General features: G+C 73.3%; 15 protein-coding genes and 1 pseudogene. 14 read left to right on the top strand and 2 right to left on the bottom strand.

Going from position 1 to position 16,036, the window contains the following annotated elements; genetic code table 11:
• The first annotated feature begins 84 nt into the window (after window positions 1–84).
• The 14 genes and pseudogenes from LAJ19_RS10900 (at window position 85) to prmC (ending at window position 13,622) form a co-directional block, all read left to right on the top strand.
• Window positions 85–723 carry a hypothetical protein gene (locus tag LAJ19_RS10900; RefSeq protein ID WP_225475779.1) on the top strand — a complete coding sequence of 213 codons (639 nt, stop codon included), beginning with the start codon at window positions 85–87 and terminating at the stop codon, window positions 721–723.
• An 82-nt stretch (window positions 724–805) separates the two neighbouring features.
• Entirely contained in the window at window positions 806–2,341 is a 1,536-nt protein-coding gene (locus tag LAJ19_RS10905) for a phytoene desaturase family protein (RefSeq protein WP_225475780.1), read from the top strand.
• A gap of 45 nt (window positions 2,342–2,386) precedes the next feature.
• Window positions 2,387–2,788 (top strand): NUDIX domain-containing protein, encoded by a 402-nt coding sequence (locus LAJ19_RS10910; protein WP_225475781.1) that lies wholly within the window; start codon window positions 2,387–2,389, stop codon window positions 2,786–2,788.
• Entirely contained in the window at window positions 2,785–3,807 is a 1,023-nt protein-coding gene (locus LAJ19_RS10915; RefSeq protein ID WP_225475782.1) for a carotenoid biosynthesis protein, read from the top strand. Before LAJ19_RS10910 ends, LAJ19_RS10915 begins: the two co-directional genes overlap by 4 nt.
• Window positions 3,797–4,462 (top strand): 1-acyl-sn-glycerol-3-phosphate acyltransferase, encoded by a 666-nt coding sequence (locus tag LAJ19_RS10920; protein WP_225475783.1) that lies wholly within the window; start codon window positions 3,797–3,799, stop codon window positions 4,460–4,462. Before LAJ19_RS10915 ends, LAJ19_RS10920 begins: the two co-directional genes overlap by 11 nt.
• Window positions 4,459–5,559, top strand: a complete 1,101-nt coding sequence (locus tag LAJ19_RS10925) for a glycosyltransferase family 2 protein (RefSeq protein ID WP_225475784.1) — start codon at window positions 4,459–4,461, stop codon at window positions 5,557–5,559. Before LAJ19_RS10920 ends, LAJ19_RS10925 begins: the two co-directional genes overlap by 4 nt.
• Before the next feature lie 309 nt (window positions 5,560–5,868).
• Complete coding sequence (locus LAJ19_RS10930) at window positions 5,869–6,162, top strand: hypothetical protein (RefSeq protein WP_225475785.1); 294 nt, start codon at window positions 5,869–5,871, stop codon at window positions 6,160–6,162.
• Window positions 6,163–6,301: 139 nt separating this feature from the next.
• Window positions 6,302–7,741: a phytoene desaturase family protein gene (locus tag LAJ19_RS10935; RefSeq protein ID WP_225475786.1), complete on the top strand. Its 1,440-nt coding sequence runs from the start codon at window positions 6,302–6,304 to the stop codon at window positions 7,739–7,741.
• On the top strand, window positions 7,723–8,892 hold the full coding sequence (locus tag LAJ19_RS10940; RefSeq protein ID WP_285892297.1) for a cytochrome P450: 1,170 nt from the start codon (window positions 7,723–7,725) through the stop codon (window positions 8,890–8,892). Before LAJ19_RS10935 ends, LAJ19_RS10940 begins: the two co-directional genes overlap by 19 nt.
• A 154-nt stretch (window positions 8,893–9,046) precedes the next feature.
• Window positions 9,047–10,423: a carboxypeptidase-like regulatory domain-containing protein gene (locus LAJ19_RS10945; protein WP_225475787.1), complete on the top strand. Its 1,377-nt coding sequence runs from the start codon at window positions 9,047–9,049 to the stop codon at window positions 10,421–10,423.
• A 40-nt stretch (window positions 10,424–10,463) separates the two neighbouring features.
• Complete coding sequence (locus tag LAJ19_RS10950; RefSeq protein WP_225475788.1) at window positions 10,464–11,684, top strand: DUF418 domain-containing protein; 1,221 nt, start codon at window positions 10,464–10,466, stop codon at window positions 11,682–11,684.
• A gap of 19 nt (window positions 11,685–11,703) precedes the next feature.
• Window positions 11,704–11,979: pseudogene (locus tag LAJ19_RS10955) on the top strand (low molecular weight protein-tyrosine-phosphatase); the annotation flags it as partial.
• Between the two features lie 212 nt (window positions 11,980–12,191).
• Window positions 12,192–12,776, top strand: a complete 585-nt coding sequence (locus tag LAJ19_RS10960) for a Jag family protein (RefSeq protein WP_225475789.1) — start codon at window positions 12,192–12,194, stop codon at window positions 12,774–12,776.
• On the top strand, window positions 12,777–13,622 hold the full coding sequence (gene prmC, locus LAJ19_RS10965) for a peptide chain release factor N(5)-glutamine methyltransferase (protein WP_225475790.1): 846 nt from the start codon (window positions 12,777–12,779) through the stop codon (window positions 13,620–13,622).
• 27 nt (window positions 13,623–13,649) lie between these two features.
• On the opposite strand, the gene LAJ19_RS10970 is transcribed toward prmC, so the two are convergent.
• A complete protein-coding gene (locus tag LAJ19_RS10970; protein ID WP_225475791.1) occupies window positions 13,650–14,948 on the bottom strand; it encodes an MFS transporter in 1,299 nt (432 codons plus the stop codon).
• 65 nt (window positions 14,949–15,013) lie between these two features.
• On the bottom strand, window positions 15,014–15,913 hold the full coding sequence (locus LAJ19_RS10975; RefSeq protein ID WP_225523256.1) for a polysaccharide deacetylase family protein: 900 nt from the start codon (window positions 15,911–15,913) through the stop codon (window positions 15,014–15,016).
• Between the last annotated feature and the right edge of the window lie 123 nt (window positions 15,914–16,036).

Raw genomic sequence — 16,036 nt, forward strand, 5'->3', positions numbered from 1 at the left:
GAGGGTCAGGCGTCATCCTGCCCCCGGCGGGGGGGCACGCAGGTGAGGCGCCGCGCGGTCCCGGCGGCCTCTAGCGTGCAGGGCATGACCTGGCCTGAAGACACCCTGCACCTTCCGTCCGCTCCAGCCACCCGCCGGCCGCCCAGCGTGGCGCTCGGCCACCTGCTGAACCTGCTGCTGCCCGGCTCGGGGTTCTCGTACATCGGCCTGATCGGCTGGCATGTCGGCTGGATCGGCATCCTGATCGTTCTGAACCTGCTGGCGTCCGTGGTGGCGGGCCTGACCGGATCGTCGGGGGCGCTGCTGCTGCCGGTGGCTGGGGTGGGGGCGCTGCTGGTGCACTTCGGCCGGGCGTACGCGCAGCGTGAGGCGCGGTCGTTCCGGCCGGACCCGGACAACAGCGTCAAGATCGCCCTGATTGCCGGGCACGCCGTGCTGCACTTGTTCCTGGTGGGCATCCTGGCAGCGGTGCTGATTCCGAACCTGCTGGGTGCCCGCACCCGCGCCACGCAGGCCGGTGAGCAGGCGGCGGCGCGCATGGCCTACACGTTTGCTCTGGCCGAGCAGGCTGGGGGCACGCTGCGCGACGGTCCGTGCCCGCTGGCGGACGTACCGGACAGCAGTCGCGACCAGATCAGCACCTGCACCGTCTCGCAGGCCGCCAGCACCAGCCCGCAGGTGGAGGTCACGTTCCGCAGTGGCCGGACCCTGCAGCTCCCCTAACTCTGCCCGCCGCGTGCCGGGCACGCACAACCGCGTGCCCGCTGACGCTCCGCGCGCCGGGGCGCATGCCAGACTGACGTTGATGCCGGATTTCGACGTGATCGTGATGGGCGCGGGGCACAACGCGCTGGTGACCGCCGCGTACGCCGCGAAGGCGGGGTTGCGCGTGGGCGTGTTCGAACGGCGGCACATCGTGGGCGGCGCGGTGAGCACCGAGGAACTCGTGCCCGGGTACCGCTTCGATTACGGCGGAAGTGCGCACATCCTGATCCGCATGACGCCGGTCGTGCGGGAACTGGAGCTGTCCCGGCACGGCCTGCACTACCTGGACGTGGATCCGATGTTTCACGCCTCGGACGGAGAAACGCCGTGGTTCATTCACCGGGACGCGGACCGGACGGCGCGCGAACTGGACGCCCTGTTCCCAGGTCAGGGTGAGGCGTACGCGCGGTTCCTGAACGACTGGACGCCGTTCGCGCGGAGTGTGGCAGACCTGTTCAACGCGGCGCCAGGACCGCTGGACATGGGCAAGATGGTGGTCAGCAGCGGGCGCGGACGCGACTGGATGGAGCAGCTGCCGCGCATCCTGCGGCCGTACGGGGACGTGGCGCGGGAATACTTCACCGAGGAGCGGGTGCGGGCGCCGCTGGTGTGGATGGCGGCGCAGAGCGGCCCGCCGCCCAGTGACCCGCTGAGCGCGCCGTTTCTGCTGTGGCACCCGCTGTACCACGAGGGTGGCGTGGCGCGCCCCAAGGGCGGATCGGGCGGCCTGACGAAGGCGCTGCAGCGGGCCGTTGAGGCGGACGGCGGGCAGGTGTTCGTGAACGCCCCCGTGCAGGACATCCTGGTGAAAGGCGGAAAGGCGCTGGGCGTGCGGCTGGCGAATGGGGAGACGTACACGGCCCGCGCGGTCGTGTCGGGCGCGCACGTGCTCACCACGGCGGGCGCCCTGCCGGACGAGGTGGTGCCCGCCGCGGCGCGGCAGGTGCGGGTGGGGAACGGGTTCGGAATGGTGCTGCGGCTGGCCCTGAGTGAGAAGGTGAAGTACCGGCAGCACACCGAGCCGGACAGCCGCGTGGGGCTCGGGCTGCTGATCAGGAGTGAGCGGCAGCTGATGAAAGGGTACGGGGAGTACCTGGCGGGGGAACCCACGACGGACCCGCCACTGATCGCGATGAGTTTCAGCGCGGTGGATGACTCGCTCGCTCCGCCCGGCGCAGACGTGCTGTGGCTGTGGGCGCAGTACTACCCGTACGAGCTGAGCAGCGGCTCCTGGGAGACACGCACGGCCGAGGCGCGGGAGAACATCCTGCGGGCGTTTGAGCATTACGCGCCGGGCACACGGGACACCATTGTGGGGGAGCTGGTGCAGACGCCGCAGTGGCTGGAGACGAACCTGGGCCTGCACCGCGGGAACGTCATGCACCTGGAGATGAGTTTCGATCAGATGTTCTCGTTCCGCCCCTGGATGAAAGCCAGCCAGTACCGCTGGCCCGGCGTTCAGGGCCTGTACCTGACGGGCGCGAGCACCCATCCGGGCGGCGGGATCATGGGTGCGTCGGGCCGGAACGCGGCGCAGGTGCTGATCCGGGACCTGACGCGGCGGCGGTGGCGTTGAGGCGTGCGGTGGCGTAGGGGCGTTGTGCGCACGGAACGGTGGGTCATGCGGTCGCCCCGGCGGGTGGGGGCCGGCGTCGCGGTGCTGCGCGACGGGTCGGTGCTGCTGGTGCGCTGCCGGGACAACGGGCGGTGGGACGTGCCGGGCGGCGGCGCTGGGACCGGGGAGACGCCGGAGGTCACGGCCCGCCGGGAACTGCGCGAGGAGACGGGCCTGAGTGTGGGTCTGCTGACGCCGCTGGGCGTCTACCGGCACCGGCACATGTACCCAGATGGGAACGTAGTGGCGTGGGAGACGCACGTCTTTACCGCCGCGTTCGCGGGGGGGGAGGTGCGCGCTTCGGATGACGCGGCCGAGGCGCGCTGGTGGCCCCGGACGGCCCTGCCGCAGGACGTTTCAGAGGTGACGCGGGCGTACTTCACCGCCCTGCGGACGGTGGGCACGTGAGGGTCACCCTCTCCCCCACCGCGCGGCGGGCGGGTCTGGCCTTCGCGGCGCTGGGTGTGGCCTTCCTGGGGGCGCTGCTCGTCATGGCGGGGCAGGCAGCCGGGTGGGCGCTGATCACGCTGGGCCTGCCCCTCAGCGGAGCGCTCGCACTGGCGGGAGACACGCTGGGCCGGAGGTTCCCGGAGGTGCTGGGCGCGCGCGGCGCGGCGCTGCTGGCGCGCACCCGGCCGTGGATGGCGCTGGTGGCCCTGTACGCACTGCTGAAAATCCCGGTGCCGCTGTGGCCCGCCGGGTTCCCGGTGCTGGGGCTGGCCAGCACGGGCGCGCTGTGTGCGGCGGCGCTGGCGTTCATGTGGGAACGGGCCGGGTGGGTGCGCGCGCTGGTGACGCTGGTCGTGTCGTTCGGAGCGGGCCTGGCGGCCGAGGTGCTGGGGAGCCGGACCGGCGTGCCCTTCGGGCAGTACTCGTACGCGGGGGCGCCGGCGCCGCTGCTGCTGGGGGTGCCTGTGATCGTGCCGCTGGGCTGGTTCGCGCTGACGCTGACGGCCACATGCCTGTCCGGCGGCCGGCCGTGGCTGGCGGGACTGCTGATGATGCTCTGGGATGTGGGCCTGGAACCCCTCATGACCGCGCAGGGCTACTGGGCGTGGCGTGACCCGCTGCCGGTGTGGGCCGGCGCGCCGCTGCAGAACTTCCTGGGCTGGTGGGCGGTGGGATCGGGGCTCGCGTGGGTGTTCACGGGCGTCGCGCCGCAGGTGTTCGGTCTGCGGCGCCCCAGCTGGACCCTGCCGCTCGTGCGGCCCACCGTGCCCGGGCCAGGCTCGGCCGTTCCGTTCCTGAGTCTGCTGCCCGCCGACCGCCGGCCCGAACCGGATTTCCGCGTTGCCTACCCGGTCGAGGCGTTCTTCCTGCCGGGCGGGCTGGTGCTGGTGGGCCGGTACGCAGAGGCCGCGGTGACGCTGGCCGCCATGGCACTGGGGTTGTGGCTGGCCGGGCGGGTGACGCGCCGTGACTGCTGACCCTCACCGCTGGGCGACGTGGCTGCTCGCCCTGAGCGTACGCCGCAGCGTGCGCAGTGGCCTGGGCGGCGTCTGGGTGGGGGGCAGCGTGCCGGCGGGCGCGGCAGTGCTCGCGCCGAACCATCACTCGTGGTGGGACGGGTACGTGCTGCGCGAGGTGGCCGTGACGTGCGGGGAGCCGTTCAGCGTACTGATGAACGCGCGTCAGCTGGCCCGCTTCCCGTTCCTGCGGCGGGTGGGGGCGCTGCGCGCCGGCGAACTGCGCGCCGCCGTCAGGCGCGCCCGCGCCGGCTGGCTGGTGGTGTTCCCGGAAGGCGAACTGCACCCGGCAGGGCCGCTGCGGGGCGTGGAAAGGGGCGCGGGGTGGCTGGCGCGCTCGGCGGACGTGCCGCTTGTGCCGGTGGCGCTGCGCGTCGTGCTGCGCGGCGCACAGTGGCCCGAGGCGTACCTGCGTTTCGGACCGCCCGTCACGGCCGGGGAACTCGCCGGAGCCCTGGCCCAGCACCTGGCGGCGCTCGACGCGGACCTGCACCGCAGCGTTCCGGAGGAGCCGCTGGCCGGGTACCTGCGGCTGGTCCCGGGACGCGCCAGCCGGTCAGTCCGGGTGGACCCGGCGTCGCGGCTGCTCGCGTGGCTCACCGGGGACCGCGCGTGAGGCGCGCCGCGGAGCCCGGCTGGGCGCGGGCGTACCGGACAGTCACGACCGTGTGGCTGGCGTCGAAGCTGCTGACGCTCGCCGTGAATGCCGTGACGTTCCCGCGCCTGCGGCCTGCGCCGCTGCCGGCGCGGGGGCCACGTGTGTCGCTGCTGATTCCCGCGCGCAACGAGGCCGGGAACCTGCCGGTGACCCTGCCGGGCGTGCTGGCCCAGGGTGCGCACGAGGTGATCGTGCTGGACGATGGCAGCACCGACGGTACCGGCGAGGTCGCGCGCCGCCTGGGCGCGCGGGTGATCGCCGGTGAGGCCCGGCCGGACGGCTGGCACGGAAAACCCTGGGCGTGCCAGCAGCTGCTGCGCGCCGCGGTCGGGGACGTGCTGGTCTTTACGGACGCGGACGTCACGTGGCACGCCGGGGCCCTGGGCGGGCTGCTGCGCGAACTGAACGCGTCCGGGGCGGACCTGCTGAGCGTGCAGCCGCGCCAGGTGAACCGCACGCCGGGCGAACGGATCCTGACGCCGCTGGTGGACGCCGCGGTGCTGTCGTACTTTCCGTTTCCGCTGCTGCGCATGCAGCCGCAGCACCCGCTGGCGACCATTGCGAACGGACAGGTGATGGCGTACCGCCGCGCGGCGCTCATCCGTGTGGGCGGGTACGCGGCGGTGCGGGCGCAGGTGCTCGAAGACACCGTCATGGCGCGGCTCCTGGCGCAGCTGGGCCTGCAGGTCACGACCGTAATGGGCCGCGGGTGCATCAGCGTGCGCATGTACCGGTCGTACCCGGCGTCGGTGGCTGGCTTCGGGAAGAACGCGCTGCCCATCCACCTGAACTCGCGGGTATTGATGACCTTCAGCGTGCTGCTGCACCTGCTGGGCCACACGCTGCCGTGGGTGCTGCCGGTCCCGAACCGCAGGGCGCTACGCGCCGCGAGCCTGCTGGAGCGGCTGGTGGTGAACGTGATTGCCGGGCGGCGCGCACCGGCGGACCTGGCCGAGGGGCTGCTGGGGCCGCTGACGCCGCTGCTGGCACTGCCGGTGTACCGGCGGGCGATGCGGCCGCGCGTGACCTGGAAGGGCCGCGAGTACCGGCAGTAGGCGTCGCGCGGAGCAGATTCATCTGCGGCTCAGGAGCCCGGGGCAGGCCCGGAGGATGGGGACGCCCGTGCCGCTCTGGGGTGACGCGCCAGGGCGGGTGCTGGCCCAGGGCGTTCCCCCGCGTTGAGTGAAGGCCGGCACCCTGTTGCAGGAGGTGGGCACGGCCCCCAGCAGACGCCCGTGACGGCCGGACAGGACAATCCCGGTGCGGTGGACACGCCGCAGCCTTCCTCGGAGTGCGCAGCGCCCGCACAGAGCTTCTTTGGGCACCGCAGCAACGTGCGGGGCGTGCGGCATTGCGCCTCCCGCATGACGCAGGTGAATGGGTGGCGTGTACCGGCCGGCGAACGACCCGGCCGTGTTGCGCCGCCTGCGGCGCTGGCCGCCACGGCAAAACCCACGGTCATCGTGTGGAAGACGGGCGGGCAGCTGGCCGGGGACACACCTGCGGCGCGCGCCGGCCGGCACGAATACCGCTGGACCCACGGGAAGTACGGGGCCGTCCTGACCGTGGGCGGCCCGCCGGTTCCGGGCGGTGAGCGGGCCGGGCGCCTTGTCATCCGCGAGGCGCTGCTGGCCTTCACGCTCAGCACGCCGCGGTGAGGCGACCGGACCGGACGCAATGTGACGCTTCAGGGTGGGGGGACTGCCGTATGCTCGGCGGCGTGAACCCTTCGCGTGGCGCCACCCCTGAAGCACCCTGCGCGTGCCGGTGCGCGGCGTGCGGCGCGGGGGGGCGGGCGTGAGACGGGCGCCGCGGCACGTGGCCGTGATCGGCGCGGGCTTCGCGGGGCTCGCGGCGGCCCTGCGGCTCGCCCAGGCGGGCGCGCGCGTGACGGTGCTCGACGCTCTGGACGGGCCGGGGGGGAAGGCGGCGCTGGGCTCGGAGGCGTTTTCGAGCGGCCCGACGGTGGTGACGATGCCGCAGGTGTTCCGGGCACTGCACGCGCGCCTGGACCTGCCCATGCCGGTCCTGAGTGCGGCGCGGCCCACCACGACGTACCACGCGCCGGGCGGACGGACGTTTGCCCCAGAGGCGCTTCACGTGGCAGGCAGCCTGGACACCACGCTGGCGCAGTTGTCCAGGGGGGAGGGGCGGCGGTACGCGGCGCTTCTGGCGGCGTCGCGGCGCATGTATCTGGACGCGCAGGACACGTTTCTGTTCGCGCCGCCCCCTGGTCCGGCGCAGCTGGCGCGGTATGCGCTCACGCGGGGGCGGCGGGCGGCGCCGCTGGTGCCGCTGCACCGGTTCGTGCGGTCCGGGTCCTTCCTGACGCCGTTCTGGCTGCGGTTCGCAACGTACCTGGGGGCCGATCCGTACCGGGCGCCGGCCGTGCTGCACAACATCGCGTGGGTGGAACTCGGGTACGGGGTGTGGCACCTGAAGGGCGGACTGCTCGACCTGGCGCGGACCCTGCATGCGCACGCCCAGGCGCTGGGTGTGCGGTTCGAGTTCGGCACGCGCGTTACGAGCCTCAGCACGCACGGCAGTGAGGTGCTGGGCGCGCACACCTCGCGCGGCGCCTTCGCGGCCGACGCCTGGGTGAGTGCCGCGGACCGTGCGCTGACCCTGTCGTGGCTGGGCGAGCAGGAGAGGGCCACGCCGCGCGGCGTGAGCGGCTTCGCGCTGCAACTGCACCTGGGCCGCGACTGCGGGCAGGCGCACCACATCTACTGGCCGGCGGAGTACCCGCGCGAGTGGCGGGACATCCGGGCCGGGCGGCTGCCGCGCGACCCGACGCTGTACCTGCACCTGGACGGGTCACGCGCCTTTCTGCTGGTGAACGCGCCGCCGGACCCGGGCGTCACGGACCGCCCGCAGGAGTACGGCGGGTGGCTGCTCGCGCGCCTGCAGGAGCGTCTGCACGCGGCGGCGCCGGGCCCGCTGCCGGTGATGGCGTGGCAGGCGCTGTCGCCCGCCGAGTACGCCCGGACCGCGAAGGGCGGGGCGCTGTACGGGCGGGCGCCGCACGGCCTGACCGGCAGCCTGCGCCCCGGCTGGACGCTGCCTCACGCACGCAACCTCGTGCAGGTGGGCGGCACGGTGCACCCGGGAGGCGGGGTGCCGCTGTCGGTGCTGAGTGGCTGGAACGGCGCGGGGGGCCTGCTGAAGCTGCCTTTCGATGACCTTGATGGCCGCGCCGTGCCGCGTGAGGGCGAGGTGTGGTCATTTCCGCAGTGAGGTCCGGGCCGGGCCTGGAGGCGCTGCCGGAGCCGGCCACGCGGCCCGGGAACGGGCACCTGCAGGACTGGGCGCTGTCGCCCCTTTCGCTGATTGAGGAGGGGGCGGCGCGGGCCCGGGCGGCGGGCACGGACGTGTTCCGGCTGCGGCTGGGCCTGCCGGCCGTGGTGGGGTTCAGTCCGGCGTGGAACCGGCGGCTGCTCACGGACCTGGGCAGTTTCCGCAGCGCTGGGAGTTTCTCACGGGTGGTGCCGTACCTGTCGGGCGGCGTGATCCTGACGGACGCGCCGGGGCACGCGGGTCGGCGGGCCCTGATGAACCCGGGGTTCTCGCGCGCGCACCTGCTGAGCCTGCAGGCCCGGACGCGCGCGGCCCTGCCGGGCGTGCCGGACGGCCCGTTCGACGCGCTGGCGTGGGCGGACCACGCGGTGCTGAAGCTGCTGAACGCCGCGTACTTCAGCGGGGAGTTCCCCGAAGCGCTGCTGCACGCCTTTCTGGCTCCGCTGCGCCGCCCGTTCCCCGTGCCGGCCCTGCCGCGCCCGGCCCTGTTCCACCGCGTGCAGGGTGAGGTGCGCCGGCTGGCGCACGCCCGGCTCGCGCGGGGCGGCGGGGACGACCTGCTGGCGGTGCTGGCCCCCCTTCCCGGCGGCCTGGAGGAAGTGCGGGTGAGTCTGGCGGCGGCGCACGACACGACCACGCACGCCCTGGCCTACGCAACGTGGTACCTTGCCCAGCACCCGCAGTGGCGCGCGTCGGCGCAGCACCCGGCCGTGCTGAAGGAAACGCTGCGGCTGCATCCCCCCGGCTGGATGGGCAGCCGCCGGTTGAGCTGCGACGTGCACTGGCGGGGCGTGCGCCTGCCGAGGGGAGCGCTGGCGCTGTACTCGCCATACCTGTCCGGACGCGACCCGGACCTGTGGACGCGCCCGGAGGCGTTCGACCCGGCCCGCTGGGCGGAGCGGCCGCCGGCGTGGGCGTACCTGCCGTTCGGCGGTGGGGAGCGGCTGTGCCTGGGGATGCACCTCGCGCAGCTGCTGATTCATGACACGCTCGCGGCGCTGCCGGCCCTGCGGGCGCTGGGAGGGGACCCGGCGCCGCAGCCGGGACTGACGCTGGGACCGCGCGGGCCGCTGGTCGTTGCGCGCGCCTGAGGCCGGTGTACCCCCGGCGGGGGCAGTCATGTGACCAGCGCCGGTACGTGCCCTCTGGAATTCGCAGCGGTACGCTGAGGGTGGGTTCGGCCCACCTCGCCGGACCGTGTCCGGCCCCCACGTTCCCACCCTGTACCTGCTTTCTGGAGTGCCTATGCGTAAACGTGCCGCTGCCCTCACTCTTGGCCTCAGTTCCCTGCTGTCCGTGGCGCTCGCCGCCGGACCACGCAGCAGCCTGGTCGACGCAACCTTCATTGACGGCGCGCAGATCGTGAGTGGCGCGCCGGAACTTGCAGAGTTCGCCGGCGCGCTGCGCACCGTTGCCACCGACGCGGGCGGCAGCTGCGTGAAGAGCGAGTACGTGGTGTGGGACTCGGTGGCGGGCCTGGAAGGTAATTTCCGGCAGGTGCTGAACTCCCTGGGGTACGCCTACAGGGAACTCAGCGTGAGTGACGACCAGGACGGCCGCTTCGTGTCGTTCCGGCTTACGAAGGCCAGTGCAGCCCTGGCGGGCATCTGGGCCGACAGCGACGGCACCACCCTGCTGGGCTGGTGTACGCTGAAACTCACGGCGGCTGCCCCGGCCGTCCGCCCGCCCGCGGCCCTGACGCCGGCAGCACCCACGCCGCGCACCCCGGCGGCGCCCACGCCAGCCCCTGCCCCCGCCACGCGCAGCACGCCGGCTCCGGCGGCCCCCGCCCCGACCGTGAAACCGCCTGCCCCGAAACGCGGGTACGTGACCGGACTGGTGCTGGATACGCAGGGCCGGCCGCTGGCCGGCGCCGAGGTGTTCATTGTCGGCACGACCTTCACGCAGGGGCAGCGCACGAGCTTCACGGCGGTCACGAAGGCAGACGGCACGTACAGCCTGCGCGTGCCGGACGGCCGGTATCACGCGAGTGCCAGCGTGAAACGCGCGCTGGGCGGCGCGACGTTCACCCTGCCCCTGCACCCGGAGAGTGGGAGCCTGAACACCGAGGTGGATTCCTCTGAGGGCGGGAACCTGAACTTCCGCTGGCGTCTGAGCGGCAACAAACCCGGTGGCGGCAGTGACTGGGACGACACGTACGGCGCGAGCATCGACTTCAGCTACTGCGGGCTGCCTGCCAAGGCGTACTGCGACGAGCGCTACAGCGCCGCCGTTCCAGGCGCCGCGCCGGAAGGCAGCGTGGTCACGCTGACGTTCACGCCGCAGGGCAAACTGATTGACGGCACCGCAGGGAAACCCGTGGTCTACACCTTCAGGACCGCGCCGCTCGCCCCTCCCGGCGGATACCCCTACACCGACCCGAATGGTGGGGGGCGCACCACGCTGGGAGCCGGCTGGGCTTACCACGGGCAGAACTTCAACGATATTCCGCTGGGGATATACACGCTCACGGCTGTGGCGACCACACCCGACGGCCGGAAGGTGCCGCTGAAGCTGGGGCTGGAGGCCAACAATGTCGAGGCGGGGAGTGTCACGCTGAAGTGGTCGTCGTACGACGTGAGTGGCGCTCTGAAGCAGCTGCGCGTGTACGTGCGCGACTGAGGCGCGCCGGACGAGGCGGAAAATGCTCTAGCCTCCTGGCATGACCGACGTCCCCCGCCCGCCCGACGCCGCGCCGCCCGCCCCGCCCGAGCGGGGCCCGGTGCGTGAACGCTCGCCGCTGCCGGACGTGCTGCGCGGGCTGGCGCTGCTGGGGATCCTGGTGGTGAACATGCAGGACTTCGCAGGGTTCCTGGAATGGCACCAGCGGGGCGTGGACCGCGCCGCGCAGGTGCTGACCGACACGCTGGCGAACGGGCGGTTCATCTCGATCTTCGCGATGCTGTTCGGCTGGGGCGCCGCGGGACTGCTGGCGCGGCAGGGGGCGGGCGTGTTTGTCCGGCGGCACGCCGCGCTGCTGCTGGTGGGGGCGGCGCATTACGTCCTGGTGTGGCACGGGGACATCATCAGCAACTACGCGCTGCTGGCGTTCGCCCTGCTGCTTACCGCCGGTCTGGGCGTCCGGGCCCTGGTGGGGCTGGCCGGGGGGCTGGGTGCGTGGTGGCTGGGACTGGCGCTGCTGAGCGCAGCGGGCGCCGCGGCGCGGACCGGGCCGCGGTTCTTTTTCCTGCCGGACCTGGCCCCTTCGTACGCGGGCACCGTGGCGGAGCGCGCAGGGCGGTTTTTGCCGGAGCTGATTGACGGCACGGTGTTCAACGGTCCGTGGCTGCTGGCCCTGTTCTGCCTGGGCGCGGCCGCGCAGCGCAGCGGGCTGCTGCACCGCCCGCACGAGCACCGGCCTCTGCTGCGGCGCCTGGCGGTGGGCGGCCTGGGCCTGGGCGTGCCGCTGGGGCTGCTGCTGGCGTACCTGAACACGCGGTCCACCTACGCGGCGGGCATGCTGGCCCTGCCGGTACGGATGGGAGGTGGGCTGGCGGCGGCGCTGGGGTACGTGGGCGTGGTCGGGCTGCTGACGGCCTCAGGCCGCCTGGGGCCGCTGCGGTTCTTCGCGGCGAGCGGCCGCATGGCCATGACGAACTACCTCACGCAGAGCGTCCTGATGACCCTGCTGTTCTACCCGTACGGCCTGGGGCAGGGTTACCGCTGGGTCAGCGCGGCGCCGGACGGACCGGTTGCGCCGTACAGCGGGGGCCTGCCGGTGTGGGGCGCGGCGCAGGGCCTGGTCCTGGCGCTGCTGGTGGGGGGCGCGCAGCTGCCGCTGAGTGCGTGGTGGCTGCGCCGCTTCGGGCGTGGCCCCATGGAGAGCCTGGTGCGGCGGGTGGTGTACGGCCCGGCCGCGCGGCTGGAGGACCGGCGTGACTGAGGGGAAGCGGCCCCTGCGGGTGCTGGCGCTGTGCCTGGGAAACATCTGCCGCAGTCCGCTGGCAGAGGCGCTGCTGCGCCGTAAGCTGGCGGGGGCGGGCGTGAACGCCGTGGTGAGCAGCGCCGGAACCGGAGCGTGGCATGTGGGTGGGGCGGCCGATCCGCGCAGCCGGGAGGTGGGCGCGCGGCACGGCCTGAGTCTGAACGGGCGGGCGCGGCAGCTGAGTGTGGCGGACTTTTCCGGGCAGGACGTCATCCTGGCGATGGACGCCTCCAACCTGCTGGACGCGCGTCGCCTGAGTCCGCCGGACGCTGCGGCGCGGCTGCTGATGCGGCACTTTGACCCGTCGCGCCGGACGCCGACGTGCCGGACCCGGACCACGGCGGGCCGGACGGGTTCGGGGAGGTGTACCGGATGCTGGAGCGCAGCGTCCGGGCCTTCGCAGCGCAGGCCCGGCCGGGTCAGAGCGTGGGAAAACGGTGAGGACGGCGCGCTAGACTGCGGGGCATGGATAACCGCACGAACCTCGACGACTACCTCGCGGGGCTGGGCATCAGCGACGCGGACGAGAGCGAGCTGCCGCCGCCCGCGCCGGACGCCACCCTGACCGGCACGCCCACGCTGGAAGCCGCGCCGGAGGACCCGCGGGCCACGCTGGAGCACTTTCTGCGGGGCCTGATCGGCCGGATCGACCCGGACCTCGTCGTGACGGTGAGGGAAGCCGAGGACGCCCTGGAGGCTGAGATCAGCGGTGAGAATGCCGCGCGCCTCGCCGGGCGGGACGGGCGGACGCTGGGCGCCATTGAGGTGCTGGCCTACACGGTGCTCGCCAAGCAGGAGGGCCGCGGGCACCTGCGCGTGCGGGTCGACATCGGCGGGTACCGCAAGCGGCAGGCCGACACCCTCACGAAACTGGCTGAGCGGCTGGCCGTGCAGGTCGCCAAGAGCGGCGAACCGCACGAGCTGCAGCCCATGCCGGCCGCCGAGCGGCGCGTGATTCACATCGCCCTGAAGGAGCACCCGGACGTGATGAGCGAGTCGGTGGGTGAGGGCGCCGCGCGCCGGTTGATCATCCGGCCCCGGCACGGGTGAATGCAGCGCCGGGAGTGGCTGCGCGCCGCGGCGGCGCGCCTGCGTGAATCGGGCGTCCCCTCTGCGGAGGTGGACGCCCGCGCGCTGCTGCTGCACGCCCTGCGCCTGCCGGCCACTGCGCTGCTGACCGCCCCGGACGCCCCGCTCAGCGGCCCCGATGAGGTCCGCCTGGACGAGCTGCTGGCGCAGCGCGCGGCGCGGGTGCCGCTGCAGCACCTGCTGGGCGAGGTGGAGTGGGGTGGCGTGCTGCTGCGCTGCGACGCGCGGGCACTGGTGCCCCGCCCGGAAACGGAATGGCTGCTGCACCTCACGCTGGGCGCCCTGCGGAGCGTCACGGCGCCGCGCGTGCTGGACGTGGGAACCGGGACGGGCGCGCTGGCCCTGGGGGTGAAGGCCGCCCGGCCGGACGCGGCGGTCACCGCGACCGACCTGAGCGCCGAAGCCCTGAGCCTGGCGGGCGAGAACGCCGCGCTGAACGCCCTGGACATCACGCTCCTCCAGGCGGACCTGCTGACCGGTGTGTCCGGCCCGTTCGACCTGGTGGTCAGCAACCCGCCGTACCTGCCGGAGGCCGACCGCGTGACGGCCCCGCCGGAGCTGACGCACGACCCGGCCCTCGCGCTGTACGGCGGCCCGGACGGCCTGAGTCTGGCGCGGCGGCTGGCGGCGCAGGCCGCTGACGCCCTGGGGCCCGGCAGCCCGCTGCTGCTGGAGCTGGATCCGCGCAACGCCCCGGGGTTCGCCGCCGAGCTGCGCGCCGCCGGCTGGGCTGCCCGGACCGCCGCGGACCTCGCGGGTCGCGAGCGTTTCGTTCTGGCTGAGAGGCCCGGCGCGAGCGCCGGCTGACCAACGCGCCACGCGCAGCGCGAAGGACTACCCGGCCTCGTCCGCCCGGGCCCGCACGTGGGCGAGCGCCTCCCGCACGGCGCGCAGCCGCTCGCCGTGCAGAGGGTAGAACGCCAGGATGCCCAGGGCCAGCAGCGCCCCGCAGATGGGCGGCACCGTCATGAAGAAGCGGAACCCGGCCGCCACCGCCTCCGGCTGAGCGGCCAGGGTCGGGTCGTACCCTGAGGCGCGGGTCACGGCGCCGAACACCAGGGACGTCAGGGCGCTGCTGAGCGTGGTGATGAAACCCGCCATGCCGAAGTACATGCCTTCGCGCCGCTGGCCGCTGCGCAGTTCGTCCTCGTCGATCACGTCGGCCATGATCACGTCCCCCATCAGGATCAGGCCGGCCAGGGCCACGCCGAACAGCACGGTGGTCGCCACCGCCCCGGGCACGGACTGCACCAGCGCCAGCGGCAGCAGGGACGCGGCGCTCAGCGCGAAGGCCAGCATCAACGTGCCGCGGGGTCCCAGGCGCGGCGCGACGAAGGTCCGCCACGGCCACAGGGCCGCGCCGGCCGTCACGAACGCTCCGGCCAGCAGCAGGGTGGTGACCAGGCCACTGTCCACGCCCAGACTGTGCCGGACGTAGAAGCCCATGCCGGCCGACAGCGTGCCCGTGGCGAAAAAGCGCATCGTGAGGGCCCCCACCACAATCAGGAACGCGCGGTGCGTGAACGTGGCGCGCAGCGCCGCGAGGAACCCCAGTTCGCGTTCGTGACGGCCGGGCCGTTCGAACAGGCCGCCCACCCCCGCGAGGATTGCCGCGCCGGACACGGCGGCGAACACCCAGGCCATGGCGGACCAGCCGATCAGACCGGCCAGCAGGGGCGGCAGCGCCAGGCCCACCAGCAGACCCAGCGTCTGCACGAGGTTCATGCGCCACGCCACGTCCGTGCGTTCCCGGTACGTGCGGAACATTTCCGGCAGCAGGGACAGGTAGCCGGTTCCTACGGCTGTGGCGGCCGTCTCCCAGAGCACCAGCAGCGTCACGAAGTACACCAGCAGCGCGACCGGCTGTTCGGTGCCGTGAAACGGGGCGCTGAACAGCAGACCAAACAGGACGAGGCTGGGCAGCGCTCCGAAACGGACGTACGGAATACGGCGGCCCCAGCGGGACCGGGTGCGGTCGGACAGGAACCCGATCAGGGGGTTGTTCGCCGCGTTGTACAGCGCGAACAGGGTCATGGCCGTCGCGGCCCACGCGGGGTTCAGTTTCAGGTGCTCGACGTAGTACAGCAGCAGGAAACTGGTGGCCTGCGTGGGGATGGTCAGGCCGAAGTTCATCAGCGCATACCGCCAGCGCTGTGCGGACGTGGTGGCCGCCCCCGGCGTGGCAGCCGCCGGGCCGGTCAAGTGGACCCGGCGGCGCGCAGCAGGGCCCGCAGGGGACGGTAGCTGCTGACGTGCACGCCGCTGCGCCTGATCACGCCCGGCAGGCGTGGATCGAGAAATGCCCGCCAGTTCGCCACGCGGCCCGCCCAGTCGTGCGCCGCGGCGCGCAGTTCGGGCGTGTCCCGCGCGGGGTGCAGGATGAAGTGCGTCAGCCCCGCCGGAAGGGCCAGCAGCAGCTCCTCGATCAGGGGGACGTGATCCCCGCCCTCGTGCAGGGGCAGCATCACCAGGTGATCCACCAGCGGCAGGCCCTGCCGCTGCAGTTCGCGGGTCAGTGCAGCGGCCTGCGCGGCGTCCGCGGCCGTCAGGCCGTGCGAGCGCCAGCCGTGTTCATCCAGGTTAGGAAACATGGGCAGCGCTCCGTGCACCTGGGCGACCTCCAGGCACGCGGGCAGGAACTTCGGGTGGGCCACGGCGCCCATGTGGGCGTCCACGTGCGACGCGTCGATCCCCCACGCCAGGGCGCGGCTCACCTGCGCGTGCAGCTCAGCGCGCACCGCGTCAGGATCGGCGTGGGCGCGCACGGCCTCCACAGTGGCGGGCAGGTACCCCTGCGCGTCCAGCAGGCCGCTGGCGGGATCGCGGGTGCTCAGTGGCCCCCAGCGGTAGGCGGGCCATTCACTCGTGAGGGTCAGGTGCACGCCCAGGTCCGCGTCCGGGAACTGCCGGGCCAGGTCAGCCGCTGCGGGCCCCCAGGGGCAGGGCATCATCACAGACGCGCTGGGCAGCGTGCCGGCCGCGAACAGGTCGGCGCAGCCGGTCACGGTCGCTTCGCACATGCCCAGGTCGTCGGCATGAAAAATCACCACACGGTCGTCGGGGCCGTAACCCAGGGCGGTCAGGGCGGGATTGGGCATCACACCGTTCTCCTTCGGGGGACTGGGGGCGCTGAGCAGGACGTCCGGGACGCGGGGACCCCCTCAGCATGCCACGCGCCGCCACGGAACGAAACGAAAAACCTGCCCCGGAGGGCAGGCAGG

The organism is Deinococcus taeanensis (genome assembly GCF_020229735.1).
Classification (GTDB): Bacteria; Deinococcota; Deinococci; order Deinococcales; family Deinococcaceae; genus Deinococcus; species Deinococcus taeanensis.